This is a genomic window from Streptomyces sp. NPDC031064, assembly GCF_055570965.1.
The window spans coordinates 438291-457891 of record NZ_JBVIGF010000006.1; the positions used below are offsets into that span (position 1 = coordinate 438291).

Here is a 19601-nt window from a genome sequence, read left to right on the forward strand (position 1 = left end):
CCGCACGTCCTGGGTTCCCGGGGTCCCGGGGTCCTGGGGTTCACCCCGCGCGGGAGACGATCGCGGCCATGGCGCGTTCGGCGAGGGCGGCGATGGTGAGGGAGGGGTTCGCGCCGCCGGCGTTGCCGGGGATCAGTGATCCGTCCAGGACGTAGAGACCCCTGACACCGTGGACCCGGCCTTCGAGGTCGGTGGTGCGGCCGATGACGCAGCCGCCCAGCGGGTGCCCGGTGAAGGGGTACGTGTTGACGGTGACGGGGAGCATGCCGGGGTTGGCCTCGATCACGCGGTCGCTGAGCTCCAGTGCCGACCTCGCCGCCGCCGCGGACTTCCCGGGCGACCAGTCGGCCAGCGGCACCCGGCGGCTGCGCGGGTCGTAGCGGAAGGTTCCGCGGTTGTCGGTGTCGACGGTCACGCTGAAGGTGACGGTGGCCGGGAGCGCGTGGTAGGCGGGCAGGACCCAGCTCTCCGCCAGCAGCGGCAGGTCGAACCCGTCGGGGAAGAAGGCGCCGGACGCGCTGGGTGAGCCCTGGGAGCCGCCGTGGAAGCGCGGCGGCTGGGAGCGTGCGGTGGCCTGGTCGCCGTTGTCGCCGAAGCCGGTGCCCAGTGACTCGGGCAGGTCGGCGAGGTCGCCGCGGTCGCGCGCCGCCACCAGGAGCCGGTTGGTGTTCAGCGTGCCGGCGGCGACGAACAGCAGGTCGCACGTGAACTCGGTGGTGCCGAGCACGGCCCCGCCCGTCGTGAGCCGCCGGACCTCCACCGAGAACCGCCCGTCGGGCCGCCGGCCGATGGACCGCACCTCGTGCAGGGCCCGGAGCTGTACGTTGCCGGTGGCGAGGGCGGCGGGGAGGTAGCTGCGGGTCAGCGACTTCTTGGCGCCGTTGCCGCAGCCGAAATCGGACTCGCCGACGGTCGCGGAGAGCGGGGCGGCGTGCGCCAGTTCCCGCCGGATCACGTCCCAGTCGAACGTCGAGCCCAGGGGGAAGGTCCGGGCACCCGCGTTGGCCAGGTGCTCGTCCCACAGCCGGGAGTGGGTGAACGGCATGGACCGGTAGACGTCCCCCGGCATCGCCGAAGCGCCCAGCGCGCGGCGGACCTTGGGGAACCAGGTGCGGGCGAACTCCTCGTAGCGCAGCCCGGACGGGTAGAGCCGTTCGAAGTACCGGCGCGGCGGGGCCACCGTGACGCCGGTGTAGACGATGGAGCCGCCGCCGACGCCCGCCCCGCAGGCGATGTCGAGGTCCCGCTCCTCGGACACCTCCATGACCCCGGGGGCGGGCCGGACCGGTGTGGGCAGCAGTGCCGGCCAGCGCGTCGTGCGGCGGAACCAGAACATCGTGTCGGTGACGCCGTTCATCGACCCGAAGACGTGCCGTCGTGGAGCAACGGGCCACTCGCGGCCGCGCTCCACCACCAGGGTGTCCACCCCGGCCCGCCCCAGCCGCAGCGCGGCGACCGAGCCGCCGAACCCCGAGCCGATCACCAGCGCCCGGAAGTGCGTGCGCGATGCGGCGGCGGCGAAGGCGCGGCTTCCGGCGCCGCCCAGCACGGCCGCCCCCAGGCCGGCCAGCGTCCCCCGGCCCGCGAGCCCCAGAACTTCCCGGCGGTGGATGGGCATGGACCACTCCCCCTGTGTGGGCGGGTATCTCGTCCCGGCCGCGGCCGCGACTTTCACTGCCGCAACGACCACCCGCCACCGCAGGACACGCCGCCGGTGCCGCTCCCGGTGAGGTGGGCGACGTGAGCGGGTACGCGGGCGGCGGGCGGCCGGGGCAGGGGTGCCCGTGCGGCGGTTACGTGTCGCAGCCGGTGAACTGTTCGGCGGTCCGGGCCGCGTAGACGCTGGCGCCGCCGTTGTCGTCGTTCTTCAGCGGCACGGTGATGGTGTCCTGGGCGGTCCAGGCGAAGCCCTGCGCGTCGAACGTCCAGGTGCCGGTGACCTTCGTGGCCAGTTCCGACAACGCCACCCAGCCGTAGTGCGCGGGAGGAACGGTCACCGTCAGGCTGTTGCCCAGGTCCTGGCCGAGGTTGAGGGTGACCGAGCCGGTCACCGTACTGCCGACCTGCGCCTGGAGGGCGGGCGCGGTGCCTGCCGACAGGGAGGAGGACAGGGTGAAGCCGATCGTGGAGGACCAACCGGTCCGGGTGGTGAGGGAGAACGTCCACGGCACGGGCGCGGAGGTGCCGTTGTACCAGACGGGTGACACGCACACCTTCGGCAGCGGCGCGGCGGGGGCCTGGACGCCCTTGGTCCAGAAGCAGGTGGCAACGTCCTTGGCGCAGCGGGCCGCGGCGTGGTCGACGGCCATGTTCCAGGCCGCCTCACGTGCCGCCGACGGCACGCTCCACTGCTGGGCCTTGGTGCCGTTGCAGCGGTAGGTCTGCGTCCACGCGTCGTTGTACTGGGCGTTCTGGACGACGTCGAGGCAGGTGTTGGTGGCCTTGTGGCGGATCATGAAGGTGCCGGTGCCGGTGACGGGCTGGAAGTACCAGTTCTCACTGGCCCGGCCGTCGCAGGGCTGCTGCCGGAGGGGCAGACCGGCGTCGATGCACTTGCCCGTCGTGTTGTTGACGATGGTGAAGGACGCGTCCGCGCCCGTGGCGGCGATGCGCCACGACTGGTGGTGGCCGGGTGCGGAGTTGGTGACGATGAAGACGCCGTTGCCCGTGTTGCCGTTCTGCACGTCCAGGTTGCGGCCGTTGCCCGCGGCGGTGAGCGTGATGTCGCCCAGCTCGGGCGGAGCGACGGCGGCTTGCGCGGGTGCGGACGCGGGGGCGGACCCGGGGGCGGGCGCGGACTCGGGTTGGGGTGCGGTGTGTTGCGCGGGTACGGCCCTGGCAGATGGCGCCATGCTGCCGAGGGCCATGCATAACGCCGCCACCAGGGCGGCGATCACCGTGGTCGAGACCGTGGTGTGTCTCGAAGGCGTGAGTGACATGTCTTCCTTTCCCGATCCGGGTGTGTTTTGCCGAGAGCGAGCATGGCACCCGCCCGGTGGGCACGGCTCTACACCCATGAGCCAATCCCGGCGCCTTTCCTGCCACCTCGGACATGGGGCCGCGTGCGCGTACGGGATAATGCCCGCATGCGGATCTCAGCCAGGGCGGACTATGCGGTGCGGGCCGCCCTGCTGCTCGCCGCCGGTGAACGGGGCGGGCCGCTGAAGGCCGAGGCCATCGCGGAGGCGCAGGAGATTCCGCACAAGTTCCTCGAAAGCATCCTGAACGACATGCGGCGGGCCGGTCTGGTCATCAGCCAGCGGGGCGCCAACGGCGGTTACCGGCTGGCCCGGCCGGCCGGTGAGATCAGCGTCGCCGACATCGTCCGCGCGGTGGACGGCCCCCTGGTCTCCGTACGGGGTGTGCGGCCGCCCGAGCTGTCCTACAACGGGCCCGCCGAGTCCCTGCTCCCGCTGTGGATCGCCCTGCGGGCGAACGTCCGGCGCATCCTCGAAGGCGTGTCGCTGGCGGACGTGGCGTCCGGCCGCCTCCCCGAAGGGGTGCACTCGCTGGTGGAGGACCCCGCCGCCTGGTCCAACCCCTGAGCGCGTCTCACCTTACGAGGCGATTCTGTCCGATTCCTGAACAGCCCCTTGCCGACGGGGCTTTCGGCACGCCACTATCCCTACTAAACCGATAGGGAAACTAGGGATCGATCTGCGAGGTGGCCGTGAAGACGTTAATCGTGTTGGCACTTGCCGGGCTCGGCGCCCAACTCGTGGACGGCAGCCTGGGCATGGCCTACGGCGTGACCTCCACCACCCTGATGCTGGCGGCCGGTCCGAACCCCGCCGCCGCCTCCGCCACGGTGCACCTCGCCGAGATCGGCACGACCCTCGCCTCGGGCGCCGCGCACTGGCGGTTCGGCAACGTGGACTGGCGCGTCGTCGCGAAGATCGGCATTCCGGGCGCGGCCGGGGCGTTCGCCGGGGCGACGGTCCTCTCCAGCCTCTCCACCGACGTCGCCAAGCCGGTCATGGCCCTGATCCTGCTGGGCCTCGGCCTCTACGTACTCGGCCGCTTCACCTTCCTCAGCCTGCCCACCGGCAACCTGGGCAAGCCGCTGCGCAAGCGGTTCCTCTCCCCGCTCGGCGTCGTCGCCGGATTCCTCGACGCCACCGGCGGCGGCGGCTGGGGCCCGGTCGGCACCCCCGCGATCCTGGCCGGTGGGCGCCTGGAGCCGCGTAAGGTCATCGGTTCCATCGACACCAGCGAGTTCCTGGTCGCCGTCGCCGCGAGCATCGGCTTCCTCGTCGGCCTCGGATCGCAGGGCATCGACTACTCCTGGGCCGTCGCCCTGCTGATCGGCGGCCTGATCGCCGCGCCCATCGCCGCTTGGCTGGTACGTCATGTGCCGCCGCGCGTCCTCGGGTCGGCGGTCGGCGGCGTGATCGTCCTCACCAACGTCCGCACGCTGCTGCGCGGCGAGTGGCTCGGCGCCGGCGACGCCGCCCAGTGGACGGTCCACGGCCTCGTCTGCCTGCTCTGGGCGGCGGCCCTGGCGTACTCCGTCAAGGAACACCGCCGCCGGTCGGCACAGCCCTCCCCGGCCGTGGCCGGCGTCCCCGCCCTGGCCAAGTGACGTCCGCCGCACCCGGGACGGTGACCGCTCCCGCCCAGGAATCCGGCACGCCGCTGCGCATCGCGCGGGACGTCGCGGAGGACCTCGCCGCGGACGCGATCGCCCGGGACCGCGCCGGCGGGCCGCCCGTCGACGAGGTGGCGCGGCTGCGCGAGGCCGGGCTCCTGGCGGCCCTCGTGCCGCCGGGCCGTACGCACGGTGTCGACTGGCGCACCGGCTGCGCCGTCGTGCACCAGATCGCCACGGCGGACAGCTCCGTGGGCGAGTTGCTCGCCCGCCACTACGTGCACACCTGGAGCGGCCGCTTCTACGCCACGGCCCACCGCGCCGCCGCACTCGAACGGGACACCGCGCGCGACCAGTTGCTCTGGGCCGGCGGCGTGCACACCGGCGCCCCGGACGGCGGCGGGGCGGACCTCACCCTGACCCCGCTCGACTCCGGGTACCTGCTCAACGGCCACCGGGCCGTGGACACGGCCGTGACCGTCGCCGACCGGTTCGTCGTGGACGCCCTGTGCCCCGTGACGGGTGACGTCCTGGTCGTACGGGTGCCGTCCGGCCGTCCCGGCGTGTCCGTCGATCCCGCCCGGGACCGGCTCGGCCAGCGGATCGCAGGTGCGGGTGGCGTGGCCTTCGACCGGGTGGCCGTCGCGCCCGCGCAGGTCATCGGTGCCCGGCCGTACGACGAGGAGTCGACCGCGCCCTTCACCGCGCTCGCCGCCCCCGCGCTGCGGCTCGCCCTGTGCCACGTCGGCCTGGGCATCGCCGAAGGCGCCCTCTCCGAGGCGCGCGACGCCTGCCCCGGTGGCCGGCTGCCCGCCACCGACCCGGACGTCCTCCTCGCGTTCGGGGAACTGGCGTCGGCGGCCCGGACCGCCGCCGCGGTGGTCGAACGGGCGACGGCGGCGATGGCCGGGGCCCTGGAGGCGGGGGCGCGCATCGACGCGGACGAGCCCGCCGACATCGCCGCCCTCGTCGCCACGGCCGAGACGGTCACGGCCGAGGCCGCCCTGCACATCACGACGCGGGTGCCGGCACTCGCCGACGCCCCCGGCCTCGACCGGTTCTGGCGCAACGCCCGCGTCCTGACGGCCGGCCGCTCCACGGCCCACCGGCTCCGCGACATCGGCGAGCACTACCTCAACGGCGCGTACCGGCCGGGCTGAGCACGCAGTCGCCGCAGTAACCGGCTCCGGGCACGCGGTAGTAGAGGCAGCAGCTACGGCGCCGGTACGTCAGGGGCACGGCGGTGAAGGCCCCGGCGCTCGCGAGCGGCTCGCGTGCCAGCAGGGCGGTGACCAGCGGGAGCGGTGGGCAGGGGGCGTCGGGGACGTGGGCGGTGAGCACCCGGACGGCGCCGATGAGCGCGGAGGCGGCGTTGCCCCGCAGCACGTGCGGGGACAGCGCGGAGTGCTCCCGCAGCGCGTCACCCAGCGGCAGCAGGTTGCGCACGACGACGGTCTCGTGCAGGGCCAGGGGCACGTCGTCGCCCGCCACCCCGGACACCTCCGGCAGCCACAGGTCGATCGGGCCGGACTCGGCCGGGCGCCACCACAGGCGGTCGGGCGCGAGGTCGGGCACGCGCCCGGTGAGCGCGGCGGTGGCCAGGGCGACCGACCACAGCCGGGCGGCCGTCCCGATGTGCAGGGTCGAGGCGGCGACCCGCCGCTGCCCGGCCCCGGACCGCCGCCCGGTGCCGAGCCGCCGGCCGACCGCCGCCACGTACGCGTCCAGCGCGCCGTCCCGGTCCGTGTACAGGTCGGTGAGCGGCCGGAAGCACGCGGCGTCGGGGCGCGGCCCACAAGCCACGGCGAAGTAGGGGCCGATGGCGCGGACGCGTGCGAGGACGTCAGGGGTGGGAGTGCCGTCCGGCGACGATCCGTCACACACGCGCGGGCACACGGGTGCCACCGTCCTCTCGGTCGTGAGGTCGAAGGCAGGATCGCAGAGGCACCGCACCGCACGCCAGGTCCGCCCGGTGGCACCGGCCACGTAGTATCGCCTGGTCATCACCGCGACGGGAGACAGGAAGCCGGTGCGATTCCGGCACGGTCCCGCCACTGTGACCGGGGAGTGGAACCCTTCGAGAAGGCCACTGCGCACCACGCGCGGGAAGGCCGGGGGAACGTCGATCCGGGAGTCAGGACACTGGCCTGTCGCGGGCCCGTTCCGAGGAGCGCGGACTCCCCAGGAGGCTTTACGTGTACGACGGCACGCCCCGTCCTCATTGGTTCCCCCGTCCCCTTTTGTTCCCCCGTCCCCGGTTGTCCCCCGCCGCCCGCCCGCGCCCCCGCGCCCGGCGCGCCGTGGTGCTGGCCGTCGCCCTGTCGGCGGCCCTGCTGGCCGGCTGCGGCGGCCCCGGACGGGCGGCCGACGACCGGAAGGCCACCGCGCCGTCCGGGCCGGGCTTCCCGGTCACCATCGACAATTGCGGCACCCGCACGACGTACGACAGGCCGCCCTCCCGGGTGGTCACCATCCACCAGCACCCGGCCGAACTGATGCTGGCGCTGGGGCTGAAGGACCGGATGGTCGGCACCGCCTTCCCCGACTCGGCCGTTCTGCCCAGGCTGCGGAAGGACTTCGAGGCCGTCCCGGAGCTGGCGGAGAGGGAACCGTCCTTCGAGAAGGTCCTGGAGGCCGAGCCGGACTTCGTCTACGGCGGCTACGGCAGCGCGTTCGCCGAGAACGAGGGCCGCTCCCGCAAGGCGTTCGCCGACGCGGGCATCGACACCTACCTCAACCGCGAGTACTGCGGGAAGAAGCGGGTGTCCATGCAGGACACCTACGACGAGATCCGCACCATCGGCTCGATCTTCGGCGTGCGGGACCGCGCCGACCGGCTCGTCGCCGACCTCCGGGGACGTATCGCCAGGACCACCGAGGCGGTGAAGGGCGCGCCCGCCGTGCCCGTGTTCGTGTACGACAGCGGCGACAAGTCGGCGTTCACGGCGGGCGGCAAGAGCCTGGGCACCGAGATCATCCGGCTGGCCGGCGGCCGGAACGTCTTCGACGACCTCGACCAGGTCTTCGGGGACGCCTCCTGGGAGCAGGTCGTGGCCCGCAAGCCCGAGGTGATCGCCATCTACGACTACGCGGGTGCCGGGAACGTGGAGCGGAAGAAGAAGTTCCTGCTCTCGCAGCCGGCCCTCGCGGACGTCCCGGCCGTGAAGAACAAGCGGTTCGTGGTGCTGCCGCTGACCGCGACCCTGGTCGGCGTACGGCCGCCGTACGCGGTCGAGGACCTGGCGCGCGCGCTGCACCCGGAGAGGTTCCGGTGACGGGCCCGGCGAAGGCCACGGCCGCTCCCGAGCCCACCGGCCGCCCGCGGCGGCGGAGCGCACCCGCTTTCGCCGTGACCCTGGCCGTCCTCGGCGTCCTGCTCCTGGCGTCGGTCACGGCAGGCATGGCCATCGGTTCGGTTCACGTACCGCCCGGCGAGGTGTGGGGCATCGTGACGCACGCGCTGGGCGCCGACCGGCCGGAGCCGGTGTGGTCCCGGGCGCGCGAGACGATCGTCCTGGACGTGCGGGCGCCACGGGTGCTCCTCGGGGCGGTGACGGGCGCCGGGCTCGCGGTGGTGGGCACCGCCATGCAGGCCCTGGTGCGCAACCCGCTCGCGGAGCCGTACCTGCTGGGTGTGTCGTCGGGCGCGTCGCTGGGCGCCGTCATGGTGATCGTCTTCGGGGTGAGCCTGTTCGGGCCGGTGTCGCTGTCGGTGGCCGCGTTCGCCGGGGCGCTGCTCACGCTGGTGCTCGTGTACAGCACGGCGCGGGCGGGCGGCCGTATCACCTCGGTGCGGCTGGTGTTGTCGGGCGTGGCCGTCGCGGCGGTGCTCACGGCCGTGATGGACCTGCTGCTGCTCACCTCCGACCGGGGCAACGAGGCGCGTGCCGTGCTCGCCTGGACGCTCGGCGGCCTGGGCGGCGTCCAGTGGGGCACGCTGTGGCTGCCGGCCGCCGCCCTGCTGGCCGGCATCAGCGCCCTGCTGGTACGGGCGCGCTCGCTGAACCTGCTGCTGGCGGGCGAGGAGGCGGCCACGACGATGGGGCTGGACGTGGCGCGGTTCCGGGCCCGGATGTTCGTCCTGCTGTCGCTGGTCACCGGCGTGCTGGTGGCGGCGGCCGGGCCGATCGGCTTCGTCGGCCTGATGCTGCCGCACATCGTGCGGCTGTTCGTCGGCGGGGACCACCGCCGGGTGCTGCCGACGGCCGCGCTGGCCGGGGCGGTGTTCCTCGTCTGGGCCGACATCGCCGCCCGTACGGTCGCCGCGCCGATGGAGATCCCCGTCGGCGTCCTGACGGCGCTGTGCGGCGGGCCGTTCTTCCTGTGGCTGATGCGCCGGGACGCCCGGCGGGACACCGGCGGAGGTGTGGGATGACCGCGACCGAGCTGACCGTCGAGGGGGTCACGCTCACCGCCGGAGCGCGCCGTCTCGTGCGGGACGTGTCCCTGACCGCCCGGCCCGGCGAGGTGATCGGCCTGGTGGGTCCCAACGGCAGCGGCAAGTCCAGCCTGCTGCGCGCCGTTTACCGCGTGCTGCGCCCCGATTCCGGGTGCGTACGGGTGGACGGGGCCGACGCCTGGTCGCTGCCGGTGCGGCGGCTGGCGCGCACGCTGGCCGCGGTGGTGCAGGAGACGGGCGCGGACTTCGACCTGACCGTGCGGGAGGTCGTCGCCATGGGCCGTACGCCGCACAAGCGGCTGCTCGACGGCGACACCGCCGAGGACGCCCGGCTCATCGCGACGGCGCTCGCCTCGGTGGACGCGGCCGGCCTCGCCGACCGGTCCTTCGGCCGCCTGTCGGGGGGCGAACGCCAGCGGGTGCTCATCGCCCGCGCCCTGGCCCAGCAGCCCGCGCTGCTGGTGCTCGACGAGCCGACCAACCACCTGGACGTCCGGCACCAGTTGGAGGTGCTCGGCCTTCTGCGGCGGCTTCCGGCGACGGTCCTGGTGGCGCTCCACGACCTGAACCTCGCCGCCTACTACTGCGACCGCCTCTACGTCCTGTGCGACGGAGAGGTCCACGCGTCCGGCCCGCCCGCCGAGGTGCTCACCGCGCGGCTGCTGGCCGAGGTGTACGGCGTGCGGGGCGAGGTGGCCGTCCACCCGCGCACCGGTGCGCCCCAGGTGACGTTCCTCCCCGAGGAGCGGGCCGAACGGGCCGGGACGGCGGTGGACCAGCCGGCTCCGTGACGGTGCGGTGCGGTGGTTGGCCCGGGCCGGGCTCCCCGGCGTCCCCCGGGGGCCCGGCCCGGCGTTGTCTCCGGTGACCCGAGCCGTGGCGTCACCGGCCGCAGCGGGGCGGAACGCGCCCCCTTCATGCGCCCGGCGCACTTCCACGTACCCCCGACGGGGCATCGCGGGCCGGTCCCGGCAGGGGCAAGATCACGAGCGGTGATCTTGCCCAGCAGCCGGCCTGGCCGGCTCGCCGCCATGCCCGGAGCCGGGTGGGTCACCCCCCACTGTTGAACGACGAACGGAGTTTCACCGTGGCATTGACGACCGAGACCGTCGCCGCCGAGCTGGACGCCGCGAGCAAGGTCGGGGACCCGGCCGCCGACGCGCTGGTGTCGGACCTCATCGACAACCGGGAGGTCGACGGGGTCAACGGCCTGTTCCGTACCATCAACACCCTCAAGCCCGGTCAGGACCGCTCACATCTGCCCGAGCGGCTGGCCGAGTTCCTGCACGAGGCGGAGGCGGAGCCGCCGGGCTGGAGCGAGGCGGACGTCAAGGCCGCGGAGGGGTTCTTCGGCCACCACCACGGCGAGGTCTCCATGCTCCAGGGCACCGTCGGCCTGATCGGCACCTACCTCTCCCCCACCGGGGCGTTCACCCTCCGGTCCACCGGCCGCCTGGGAGGCGTCGAGGGCCCGGGCCGGCGGCTGTCGCAGTCCTCGCGGCTGTTCATCGACATGGGCAAGCAGGGCGTCATGCGGGACGGGACGCTCGCCGCGACCGTCACCAAAGTGCGCCTGGTGCACGCCTCGGTGCGGCAACTGCACAAGAAGAGCGGGGAGTGGGACTACGCCAAGTGGGGGGAGCCGGTCTCGCAGAAGTACACCACCGGCGCGGCCTGCGTCTTCAGCAGCCAGATCCTCCAGGCCATGAAGAACCTGGGCATCGACGTGTCCAAGGACGACGCCCATGGCTTCATGTGCGCCTGGCACTACGTCAACCACTACCTCGGCACCCCCGACAAGTGGCTGCTGCCCAAGGACGCCAACCTGGTGGAGCAGTTGTGGAACAAGGAACGGGAGCGGGAGTGGAAGAAGACCGACGACGGCGTGTTCATGACCGAGCAGGCCATCAAGTTCTACCGGGAGCTCCTGCCGCCCGCGGTCAGTGACGCGTTCATCGCCGTGATCCGCGTCGGGCTCGGCGACAAGTACGCCGACATGGCGGGCGTCCCCAGGAGCCCGCTCGACCTGGCCGGCAAGCCCCTCGCCGAAGGCCACAGGATCGTCAGCGGTATCGGCGGCGGGCTCCTCGGCGGCGCCGCCAAGAAGACCGTCGGCGTGAACCCGTACAAGGAGGTCCTCGGCACCGCCTCCGAGTACTTCAACGAGATCGAGAAGTTCGCCCTGACCCACGACAAGGACGACCAGCCCCAGATGCACCAGGAACTCGGCGACAACCGCTGACCCACCCCGTCGGCCTCCCGGCCGGACGCCCCGGGCGACTCCCCCACGTCGCCCGGGGCGTCCGGCGGCCGGCGCCTAGCTCATGGCCATGGCCTTGCCGCCCGACAGCACCGGGACGGGGCCGTAGTTCCCGTCCCCGCCGCCGCACGACGGACCGGAGTCCGCGGTGCCGGACACGTTCGTCCCCGCCGCGAACCGCCCGTCCTGGCCGGGCACCACGGTCGAGAAGTGGTCGGTGGCCGAGGCCGAGTAGTACACGCACTGGTGCACGTTCAGGTAGCGGCCTGTGGTCAGGTCCAGCGCCCGGACGCCCGACAGCACCGGGACGAGACCGTAGTTCCCGTCCCCGCCGCCGCACGACGGACCGGAGTCCGCCGTGTTGGACACATTCGTCCCCGCCGCGAACCGCCCGTCCTGGCCGGGCACCACGGTCGAGAAGTGGTCGGTGGCCGAGGCCGAGTAGTACACGCACTGGTGCACGTTCAGGTAACGCCCCCCTTGGAGGTTGTGGGCCCTGACGCCCGACAGCACGGGGACGAGGCTGTAGTTCCCGTCCCCGGCGCCACAGGAGACGGTCGTGTCCTGGGACCCGGAGACGTTGGTGCCGGTGCCGAACCGCCCGTCGTGGCTCGACACCACCGTCGTCAGATGGTTACCGGCCGAGCCGGAGTAGTACACGCACTGGTGCACGTTCACATACCCGGTGGCCAACGGCCGGCCGGCCTGGGCGTGAACCGGCCCCGGCCCGAGCATCAACGCGGCCGCGCCCACGGCGGCGGCGACCCACGTGCTGGTGTATCCCTTGCGGCGCGCAAGACGCACGATCGCCCTCCCCTTCTCCGGCGGCTCCTTCGGGAAGCCGGGGCCAGGAGAGCACAACGCGGTGTCATGGAGAGGGAGTTGCCGGGTCCAATCCACCCCAAGGTGGGCAATCGGCGGGGAGACAGCGCCGGCGTCGCCGGCTCCGTACCGAGCCGCTCAGCCACGGCCCCCGCTCGCGTGGTGTGCGAGCGCGTGGTGCGGGTCGGGGGCGCCGGCGGCCGGCGCCGGGTCGGCGTGCACCAGTACGGCGGTCAGCTTCGGTACGGCGTGCAGGAGGGTGTGCTCGGCCGCCACGGTGACGTCATGTGCCTGACGTACCGTCAGGTCGCCGTCCACGACGACCGCCACCTCGCCGCGCAGGCGGTGCCCGATCCACCGCAGCCGCAGCTCGCCGACGCCCCGTACGCCATCGACGCCGCGCAGCGCACGCTCGGCGCGGTCGATCAGCGCCGGGTCGACCGCGTCCATGACCCGGCGGAAGACCTCCCGGGCCGCGTCGCGCAGCACCAGCAGGATCGCCAGCGTGATCAGCAGACCCACGACGGGGTCGGCCGGTCGCCACCCCAGGGCCGCGCCCCCGGCGCTCAGCAGCACCGCGAGGGAGGTGAACCCGTCGGTGCGCGCGTGCAGGCCGTCGGCGACGAGCGCGGCGGAGCCGATCGCGCGGCCGACGCGCATGCGGTAGCGCGCCACCCACTCGTTGCCGATGAACCCGATGACGGCCGCGAGGGCGACCGCGGGAATGTGGCTCATGTCGCGCGGATGGAGCAGCCGGTCGACCGCGCTCCACGCCGCGAAGCCCGCCGAGGCGGCGATGGTCAGGACGATGACGATCCCGGCGAGGTCCTCCGCCCGCCCGTACCCGTAGGTGAAGCGGCGCGTCGCCGCCCGGCGGCCCAGGACGAAGGCGACACCGAGCGGCACGGCGGTCAAGGCGTCGGCGGCGTTGTGCACGGTGTCGCCCAGCAGGGCGACAGAGCCGGACAGTACGACGACCACGGCCTGCGCGAGGGCGGTCGCCCCCAGAACGGCGAGCGAGACCCAGAGCGCCCGCATGCCGCGTACGGAGGACTCCAGCGCCGTGTCGACCTTGTCGGCGGACTCGTGCGAATGCGGTGCGAGCAGGTGCCCGAGCCGGTGGCGCCAGTGGCCGTGACCGTGCCCGTGCCCGTGCCCGTGCGCGTGCGCATGGCCGTGATCATGGTGGTGGTCGCTCACGCTCGATCCCCTTCCGGCTGGAGGTGGACACCGCACGGCCCACGGAACCATTATGTGCGTATGAGCGCACGCATGCACCTATCACCTGCGCACGATGCGCACCCGCGAGACCCTGGCGAGGAACACTTCACCCTTGCCGCCGAGGTCCTGGCCCTGCTCGGCGACCGCACACGCCTCACGCTGCTGCACGCCCTGTCCGGCGGCGAGGCGGACGTGAGCACCCTGACCGAGACATGCGGCGCCGCGCGCCCCGCCGTCAGCCAGCACCTGGCCCGGCTGCGACTCGCCGGACTGGTCACCACACGCAAGGACGGCCGCCGGGTGATCTACGCCCTGCCCGACGGCCACCTGCGCCGCCTCGTCGCCGAAGCGCTCAACCTCGCCGATCACCGCCTGAGCGACCGCCCGGTGCACGAATGAGGCCCTCACGCACCCGTCGCGGCACGTCAGAGGGAGAAGACCGCCACGTCGTAGCGTTCGAGGACCGGCAGCGGGGGGCTCGGCTCGGTCCGGGCCGCGGCGGCCAGGCGTTGGAGGCCCTCGTCGAACTCGGCGGTGGTGAGGTGGGTGAACTTGGACTGCGGGCGGGCGGTGAGCCGGGTGTGGAAGTCGTGCAGGCTCATGGTCACCGGCTGGGCGAGGGAGGTGACCCCCTCCAGGGTGAAGCCGGCGGTCAGGAAGTCGTCGACGACCTCCTGCCGGCCCGGGAAGCGCCGCTCGTCGATGCCGCGCAACCGCGGCCAGTAGTCGTAGACCAGGGCGTCGAGCCGTTCCCTGAAGGTGGTCCGGACGATCACCTTCCCGCCCACGCGGAGCACGCGGGCCAGTTCGCGTGCTGCCGCGGTCCGGTCGGGGAGGTGGTGGATCACCCGGGAGAGCAGGGCCAGGTCGAAGGCGTCCGCGGGGGCGGGCAGGGCGTCCGCGGTACCGGAGACGTACCGCACCGAGGGGTGCGGATGGTGGCGACGGGCTTCGGCCAGCATCGCTTCGGAGGCGTCCACGGCGAGGACGTCGGCCCCTTCGATCCAGCGCGCCATCGCGGCGGAGAACATGCCCGTACCAGCTCCGACTTCGAGGATCGAGGGTGACGGGCGGCGCACGTGGGAGGCGAACAACTCCACCCAGGCCCGCAGTGACGGCTCGGGCATCTCGTTGCCGTGCTCGTAGGCACCGGCCAGGCGTTCGTCGTCGTAGACACGGCTCATGCGGACCGATCCTGGGGCACGGGCGGCGTTCCCACAACCTCGCGATCGGCTCGTCGCTCCAGAGGCCGGCCTCCAAGTCACCGTCCTGCCCTCGACCAGTGCCTCCGCGGGGCGCGGGCCGCCTACAGGCCGTACGTCCTGCCGATGATGTCCCGCTGGATCTCGCTCGTCCCGCCGTACACCGTGGACACGACGGTCGAGCGCAGCAGGGCCTCCATGCCGTACTCCGTGGCGTACCCGTAGCCGCCCATCATCTGCATGCCCTCCAGGGTCACGTGCTTGGCGAGCTCGGTGCACTTGAGCTTGGCCATGGACGCCTCGCGGGCGAACACCCGGTCGGGCTCGGCGTCGATGGCGGCCGCGACGTCGTCCAGCAGCAGCCGGGCGCACTCCAGTTCGGTGGCCATGTCCGCGATGCGGTGCTTGAGCGCCTGGAAGGAGCCGATCGGCCGGCCGAACTGCTCCCGCTGCCGTACGTGGGCGAGGGTGTTGTCGAACGCGCGCCGGGCGACGCCCAGCATCAGCGCGGCGAGGATCATCCGCTCCAGGTTCAGCCCGGCCATCAACTGCGTCCACGCCTGCCCGGGCGTGCCGACGACGGCCGCGTCCGGCACGAAACAGTCGGTGAAGTACAGGTCGTTGACCTCCCGGCCGCCCATCGTGTCGATGCCCCTGATCTCCAGCCCCGCGGCGTCGGTGGGCACCATGAACTGGGTGAGGCCCCGGTGCTTCGACTCCTCCCGCGACGTACGGGCGATGAGCAGGACGTGGTCGGCGAAGTGCGCGTTGGAGCACCAGGTCTTCTGGCCGTTGATCACATAGCCGCCGTCGGCGCGCTCCGCGCGGCAGGTCAGCGCCCCGACGTCCGACCCGGCACCGGGCTCGGACATCGAGATGGCCTCGACCCGGCCCTTGACCACGCCTTCGAGTACGACGCGCTTCTGCTCCTCGGTGCCGAACCTCTCGTACGCCGCCGCAGCGATGACCGTGGTCCCGAACCCGCTGATCGGCGCGAGGCCGTAGGAGGTCTCCTCCAGGAACAGGCACAGGTCCGTCATGCCCTGGCCCGCGCCGCCGTACTGCTCGGGGAGCGCGATGCCGAGCCAGCCCAGGCCGGCCATCTTCTCGTAGAGCCTCTGGTTGTGCGGCTCCTGACCCCTCGCGGTGAGCTTGTCCCGCTGCTCCTTGGTGCCGCACTCGCGGCGGCAGAAGTCGGCTATCGCCCTGACCAGGTCGCGGCGTTCGTCGTTGAGGACTCGGGGCATGGGGTGCGTTCCTCCTTGAAGCGGTGTCGGCAACGCCCGTCACCGGTCGTCCCGTACGGCGGGGAAGACCGTGTTGACGAGGTGGAGCACGGTGCGCGTCAGCATCACGTGCAGGTCGCCGCGGCTGAGCGTCCCGCGCACCAGCCACTCCCGGGAGGCCGCCTTGAGCATGCCGCCGTGGGCGCGGATCATCGCCCGCAGCTTCTCCCGCCCCTCGGTGACGTCGTCCATCATCGCGGCCTCGAGGACGCGGTCGGTCGCGATCTCGTCGGCCTCCAGCATGATCCGGTCGATCTCCGGGCCGTTGCCGAGGGCTTCCAGGCCGATCGCGGACAGCCACATCTCCCGGTTGCGTTCGACGACTTCGAGCCACCGGTCGACGCAGATGGACAGCCGCTCCTCGGGCGTGGTCGGGGGCAGCCGCTCGGACACGGAGGCGGGCACGACCATCATCTGCCGCACCACCTCCAGGTAGAGCTGCCGCTTGCCGCCGAAGTAGTGGTTGATCAGTGCCCGTGCGGCACCGGCCTCGGCCGCGATGTCCGACGTGGACACCGTGGAGTAGCCGTGTGCCCCGAAGAGTCTGCGGGCGGCGCTGAGGATCTCGGCGCGCCGGGCGTCCGGTTCCATCCGGCGTCGCTGGGCCGCCCGGCGCTGACCGCTCATGCCGTCATTCCTCTCGTCGTTCCGGTGCCGATGACGGGCCCGGGGGTGCGTCCAGGGGTGCGTCCGGGTGTGCGCCTTCGGCGTGCACCTGCGGGTACATCGACTCGATCGTCGCGGCGTGCAGCTTCTCGACGGCCTTGCGCCGCAGGCTCAGTTTCGGTGTCAGCTCCCCGGACTCGGCGGTCCAGGGACCGGCGAGGACGCGGTACTTCTTCACCTGTTCGGCGCGGGAGAGCACCGCGTTCGCCTCCGCGACCGCCTTGTCGAGCGCGGCGAGCACCTCGGGGTGGCGCGACAGCGCGCCGGGGTCGGTGGTGGCGATCCCGTTGGCCTTCGCCCACATCGGGGCGGTCTCCTCGTCCAGCACCAGCAGCGCGGTGACGTACCGGCGGCGGTCGCCGATCGCGACGGCGTGGGCGATGAGCGGGTGTGCCCGGAGCAGGGACTCGATCCTCGTCGGGGCGATGTTCTTGCCCCCGTCGGTGATGATGATGTCCTTCTTGCGGTCCGTGATGGTGACGATGCCCCGCTGGTCGATGGTGCCGATGTCGCCGGTGGGCAGCCAGCCGTCCGGGTCGGTCGCGGGCTCGATGCCGCCGTCGGCCCGGAGGTAGCCGGGGAAGACGACGGGGCCGCGTACGAACAGCTCGCCGTCGGCGGCGGCCCTGACCTCGACGCCGGGGCCCGGGCGTCCGACCGCGCCCAGGGCGAACACCTCGGGGGTGCTGACCGTGGCCGCCCCGGTGGTCTCGCTCAGGCCCCACACCTCGTACACGGGCAGTGCCAGGCTCGCCAGGAACTCCAGGACCGCGGTGGGGATCGGCGCCGCTCCGCTGAAGGCCCGGTGGCAGTCGTCGAGCCCGACGGCGGCCCGGATGGGCCGCAGTACCTGTTCGTCGAGCCGCTCCAGCGGTGCGGCGAGGTCCTTCGGTACGTCCTTGCCGGCGGAGCGCAGGCGGAACACTTCGAGCGCGATGCCGCGGGCCTGCGCCACCGCCGCGGCCTGCTCCCCGGGGAAGGTGCCGAGCTTCGCCCGCAGCCCGGCGGCGAGCTTCTCCCACACCCGGGGGACGCCGAAGAACCCGTGCGGTCGCACCGCGAGGAGCGTGGGCAGGAGCCGCGCGGGGTCCGGGCAGATGGTGACGTGCCCGGCGTTGCAGATGGGCATGTAGATGCCGAGCACCCGCTCGGCGATGTGGGCCATCGGCAGGTACGCCACCGAGCGCGGGTGCTCCGGGACGGCGACGAGGTGATCCTGCATCAGGGCCTCGTGGATGACGTTGCGGTGGGAGAGCACCACGCCCTTGGGGTCGCCGGTGGTGCCCGAGGTGTACACCACGGTCAGCGGCTGGTCGGGGGTGGCCGCGTCGGTGAGCGCCTCGAACGCGGTGTCGTCGGGCGGTACCGCGCCGCACAGGGCGGCGTAGCCGACGAAGCGCGGGTCCCCGGCCGGGGCGGCGTCCGGGTCGAGGACGACGACGGCGCGGAGGTGCGGCAGTTCGTCCAGGACGGGCTGCCAGCGGCGCATCTGCTCCTCGCCCTCCAGGACGAGGACGGTGGCCGCGCTGTGCCGGGCGACGAAGCCGATCTGCTCGGTGCTCAGTGTGTCGTACGTGCTGCACGGCAGCGCGCCGAGGTGGATCGCGGCCAGGTCGGCGACCCAGTGCTCGGCGCGCTTGGACATCGCGATGAGCATCCGGTCGCCCCGGCCGAGCCCGAGTGCGGCGAGGCCGCGGGCGAGGGCGGCGACGTCGGCGCGCAGCCGCGACCAGGACAGTGTCCGCGCGTCCGGCCCGATGCCGGTGGTGAGCGCGGGACGGTCGGCGAACTGCTGGGCGTTGCGGCGCAGCAGCCCGGTGATGGTCAGCCCCTCGGCCGGCTGGTACGGCTGCTCTGCTCTGGCCACGGCGGGCTCCCTCCCTCGCGAACCGCTTTCGCGAACCGTTCGGCGGACCGGACTCGTCGAGCGGTCCCCACCGTGGACCGTTGTTGTCGGGGTGTCAATGGGTCGCGTTCAAGGGGCCCGCCCAGATGCCGATGCGGGGTTATCTCCCTTGCCAGGCAAGGGTGATGGCGAGGCGTCCACACTATTGACAGACCGCCAATAGCCGCCGCGGCCGGGAGGGGAGGCGCGCCGGCGGTGACGTCGGCTTCATGAGCGGGGCGCGGCCGGAGGACACCGCCGCGCTGAGCGAGGTGTGCACGGTCCTGACGTCCCGGATACGCCGGCTGGAGACGCCGGGCAGGCCGGTGGTCGCCGCGATGAACGGCACGGCGCTCGGCGGCGGGTACGAGATCGCGCCGGCCGGCCGGTACGGGGAGCGGTGCGAGCCGCCCGTTTCGCTGGTGGCCAGGGCCCGGAAGGGCGACGGCTACGCGTGACCGGGGGGCGGCGGCCCGAGCATCGGGACGAGGAACCGCCGGGCCACCGCGCGCATCCGCTCCTCGTCGTCGACGTCGATGACCTGGCTGGGGATGACCAGGAAGGACGCGGAGACCCGGACCATCATCTCGGCCACGACGTCCACGTCCACGTCGGCGGAGACCGTGCCCGCGTGCTGCTCCCGGCGGAGCCTGCCCGCGACGAACTGCCGTACGGCGGCCAGCGTCCGGCCCCCGTCGCCGGTCATGGACAGCACGACGGCGTCCGGTTCGACGGCCATCAGCCCACCGATGAGGGGGTTGTGCCGGATGGCCCTGAGCGAGCTCACGAATCCCAGGACGACCCGGTCGGCGACGGTCTCGGCGTCCTGGACGTCGAGGATGAACCGGTCGAAGTACCGCCGGAACTCGCGCCGTACGACGTGCTCGACCAGCACGTCCTTGGAGGCGAACCGGCGGTAGACGGTGATCCGGGAAACACCCGCGAGCCGCGCCACATCCGCCATGGTGGACCGCTTGATGCCCATGCGGCAGAACTGCTCGTACGCGGCGTCGAGCAGGCGCGTGGTCGTCCCGTCGTCCGGTTCCTCGTCGTCCTGGCCGGTGCCGCCGGCGGCCTCGTTGAAGGCGAGTTCCAGCAACGACGGGGAGTTCGCGGCGCCCATGAGCGACGGCAGCGCAGGTTCCACGTTCGCCTCCCTGTTCCTGTGCAGCCTATGGCGTTCACGCCCCGGCTGTGCTCCTCTGGACGGAGATACACAGATACCTACTTTGTTTCACCGTACCAAGCGGAGTCGACAGGACGACAAAACTC

19 protein-coding genes and 1 riboswitch are annotated in these 19601 nt (G+C 72.9%); of the genes, 9 read left to right on the forward strand and 10 right to left on the reverse strand.

What is annotated here, in order from left to right; genetic code table 11:
- Positions 1-40: 40 nt before the first annotated feature.
- Together ACZ46W_RS23660 and ACZ46W_RS23665 are read right to left on the reverse strand one after the other, a co-directional pair.
- Positions 41-1618 carry a GMC oxidoreductase gene (locus ACZ46W_RS23660; RefSeq protein WP_468340753.1) on the reverse strand — a complete coding sequence of 526 codons (1578 nt, stop codon included), beginning with the start codon at positions 1616-1618 and terminating at the stop codon, positions 41-43.
- Positions 1619-1793: 175 nt separating this feature from the next.
- Positions 1794-2939, reverse strand: a complete 1146-nt coding sequence (locus tag ACZ46W_RS23665; protein WP_468340756.1) for an RICIN domain-containing protein — start codon at positions 2937-2939, stop codon at positions 1794-1796.
- A gap of 147 nt (positions 2940-3086) precedes the next feature.
- Between ACZ46W_RS23665 and ACZ46W_RS23670 the strand changes: the two genes are divergently transcribed.
- The 3 genes from ACZ46W_RS23670 to ACZ46W_RS23680 all read left to right on the forward strand — a co-directional run bounded on the left by ACZ46W_RS23670 (position 3087) and on the right by ACZ46W_RS23680 (position 5748).
- Entirely contained in the window at positions 3087-3545 is a 459-nt protein-coding gene (locus tag ACZ46W_RS23670) for an RrF2 family transcriptional regulator (RefSeq protein WP_468340758.1), read from the forward strand.
- Between the two features lie 125 nt (positions 3546-3670).
- Complete coding sequence (locus ACZ46W_RS23675) at positions 3671-4582, forward strand: sulfite exporter TauE/SafE family protein (protein ID WP_468340760.1); 912 nt, start codon at positions 3671-3673, stop codon at positions 4580-4582.
- Positions 4579-5748, forward strand: coding sequence for an acyl-CoA dehydrogenase family protein (locus ACZ46W_RS23680; protein ID WP_468340763.1), 1170 nt, complete (start codon positions 4579-4581; stop codon positions 5746-5748). The genes ACZ46W_RS23675 and ACZ46W_RS23680 overlap by 4 nt, the downstream gene beginning before the upstream one ends.
- Here the strand turns inward: ACZ46W_RS23680 and ACZ46W_RS23685 are convergent.
- Positions 5723-6592 carry a (2Fe-2S)-binding protein gene (locus tag ACZ46W_RS23685; protein WP_468340766.1) on the reverse strand — a complete coding sequence of 290 codons (870 nt, stop codon included), beginning with the start codon at positions 6590-6592 and terminating at the stop codon, positions 5723-5725. The two genes, ACZ46W_RS23680 and ACZ46W_RS23685, sit on opposite strands and share 26 nt — an antisense overlap.
- Positions 6569-6753: riboswitch (cobalamin riboswitch) on the forward strand. It overlaps the preceding gene by 24 nt.
- A 30-nt stretch (positions 6754-6783) precedes the next feature.
- On the opposite strand from ACZ46W_RS23685, the gene ACZ46W_RS23690 reads away from it, so the two are divergent.
- The 4 genes from ACZ46W_RS23690 to ACZ46W_RS23705 all read left to right on the forward strand — a co-directional run bounded on the left by ACZ46W_RS23690 (position 6784) and on the right by ACZ46W_RS23705 (position 11229).
- A complete protein-coding gene (locus tag ACZ46W_RS23690; protein WP_468340769.1) occupies positions 6784-7863 on the forward strand; it encodes an ABC transporter substrate-binding protein in 1080 nt (359 codons plus the stop codon).
- Positions 7860-8963, forward strand: coding sequence for a FecCD family ABC transporter permease (locus ACZ46W_RS23695; RefSeq protein ID WP_468340772.1), 1104 nt, complete (start codon positions 7860-7862; stop codon positions 8961-8963). Before ACZ46W_RS23690 ends, ACZ46W_RS23695 begins: the two co-directional genes overlap by 4 nt.
- On the forward strand, positions 8960-9778 hold the full coding sequence (locus ACZ46W_RS23700) for an ABC transporter ATP-binding protein (RefSeq protein ID WP_468340775.1): 819 nt from the start codon (positions 8960-8962) through the stop codon (positions 9776-9778). Before ACZ46W_RS23695 ends, ACZ46W_RS23700 begins: the two co-directional genes overlap by 4 nt.
- A 296-nt stretch (positions 9779-10074) precedes the next feature.
- A complete protein-coding gene (locus tag ACZ46W_RS23705; protein WP_468340777.1) occupies positions 10075-11229 on the forward strand; it encodes an oxygenase MpaB family protein in 1155 nt (384 codons plus the stop codon).
- A 75-nt stretch (positions 11230-11304) separates the two neighbouring features.
- On the opposite strand, the gene ACZ46W_RS23710 is transcribed toward ACZ46W_RS23705, so the two are convergent.
- On the reverse strand, positions 11305-12051 hold the full coding sequence (locus tag ACZ46W_RS23710; RefSeq protein WP_468340780.1) for a hypothetical protein: 747 nt from the start codon (positions 12049-12051) through the stop codon (positions 11305-11307).
- 156 nt (positions 12052-12207) lie between these two features.
- Complete coding sequence (locus ACZ46W_RS23715) at positions 12208-13320, reverse strand: cation diffusion facilitator family transporter (RefSeq protein ID WP_468340782.1); 1113 nt, start codon at positions 13318-13320, stop codon at positions 12208-12210.
- Positions 13321-13329: 9 nt separating this feature from the next.
- On the opposite strand from ACZ46W_RS23715, the gene ACZ46W_RS23720 reads away from it, so the two are divergent.
- On the forward strand, positions 13330-13689 hold the full coding sequence (locus tag ACZ46W_RS23720) for an ArsR/SmtB family transcription factor (RefSeq protein ID WP_468340785.1): 360 nt from the start codon (positions 13330-13332) through the stop codon (positions 13687-13689).
- A gap of 26 nt (positions 13690-13715) precedes the next feature.
- On the opposite strand, the gene ACZ46W_RS23725 is transcribed toward ACZ46W_RS23720, so the two are convergent.
- From ACZ46W_RS23725 to ACZ46W_RS23740, 4 genes are all read right to left on the reverse strand, one after another.
- Entirely contained in the window at positions 13716-14474 is a 759-nt protein-coding gene (locus ACZ46W_RS23725; RefSeq protein WP_468340788.1) for a class I SAM-dependent methyltransferase, read from the reverse strand.
- A gap of 122 nt (positions 14475-14596) precedes the next feature.
- The gene (locus ACZ46W_RS23730; RefSeq protein ID WP_468340791.1) at positions 14597-15739 is read right to left on the reverse strand and encodes an acyl-CoA dehydrogenase family protein; all 1143 of its coding nucleotides are present in this window, start codon (positions 15737-15739) and stop codon (positions 14597-14599) included.
- Positions 15740-15778: 39 nt separating this feature from the next.
- Entirely contained in the window at positions 15779-16405 is a 627-nt protein-coding gene (locus ACZ46W_RS23735) for a TetR/AcrR family transcriptional regulator (RefSeq protein ID WP_468340793.1), read from the reverse strand.
- 4 nt (positions 16406-16409) lie between these two features.
- The gene (locus tag ACZ46W_RS23740) at positions 16410-18311 is read right to left on the reverse strand and encodes an AMP-dependent synthetase/ligase (RefSeq protein WP_468340796.1); all 1902 of its coding nucleotides are present in this window, start codon (positions 18309-18311) and stop codon (positions 16410-16412) included.
- Between the two features lie 248 nt (positions 18312-18559).
- Between ACZ46W_RS23740 and ACZ46W_RS23745 the strand changes: the two genes are divergently transcribed.
- Positions 18560-18787, forward strand: a complete 228-nt coding sequence (locus ACZ46W_RS23745) for a hypothetical protein (RefSeq protein ID WP_468340799.1) — start codon at positions 18560-18562, stop codon at positions 18785-18787.
- On the opposite strand, the gene ACZ46W_RS23750 is transcribed toward ACZ46W_RS23745, so the two are convergent.
- Positions 18778-19476, reverse strand: coding sequence for a TetR/AcrR family transcriptional regulator (locus ACZ46W_RS23750; RefSeq protein WP_468340804.1), 699 nt, complete (start codon positions 19474-19476; stop codon positions 18778-18780). The two genes, ACZ46W_RS23745 and ACZ46W_RS23750, sit on opposite strands and share 10 nt — an antisense overlap.
- Positions 19477-19601 lie beyond the last annotated feature (125 nt).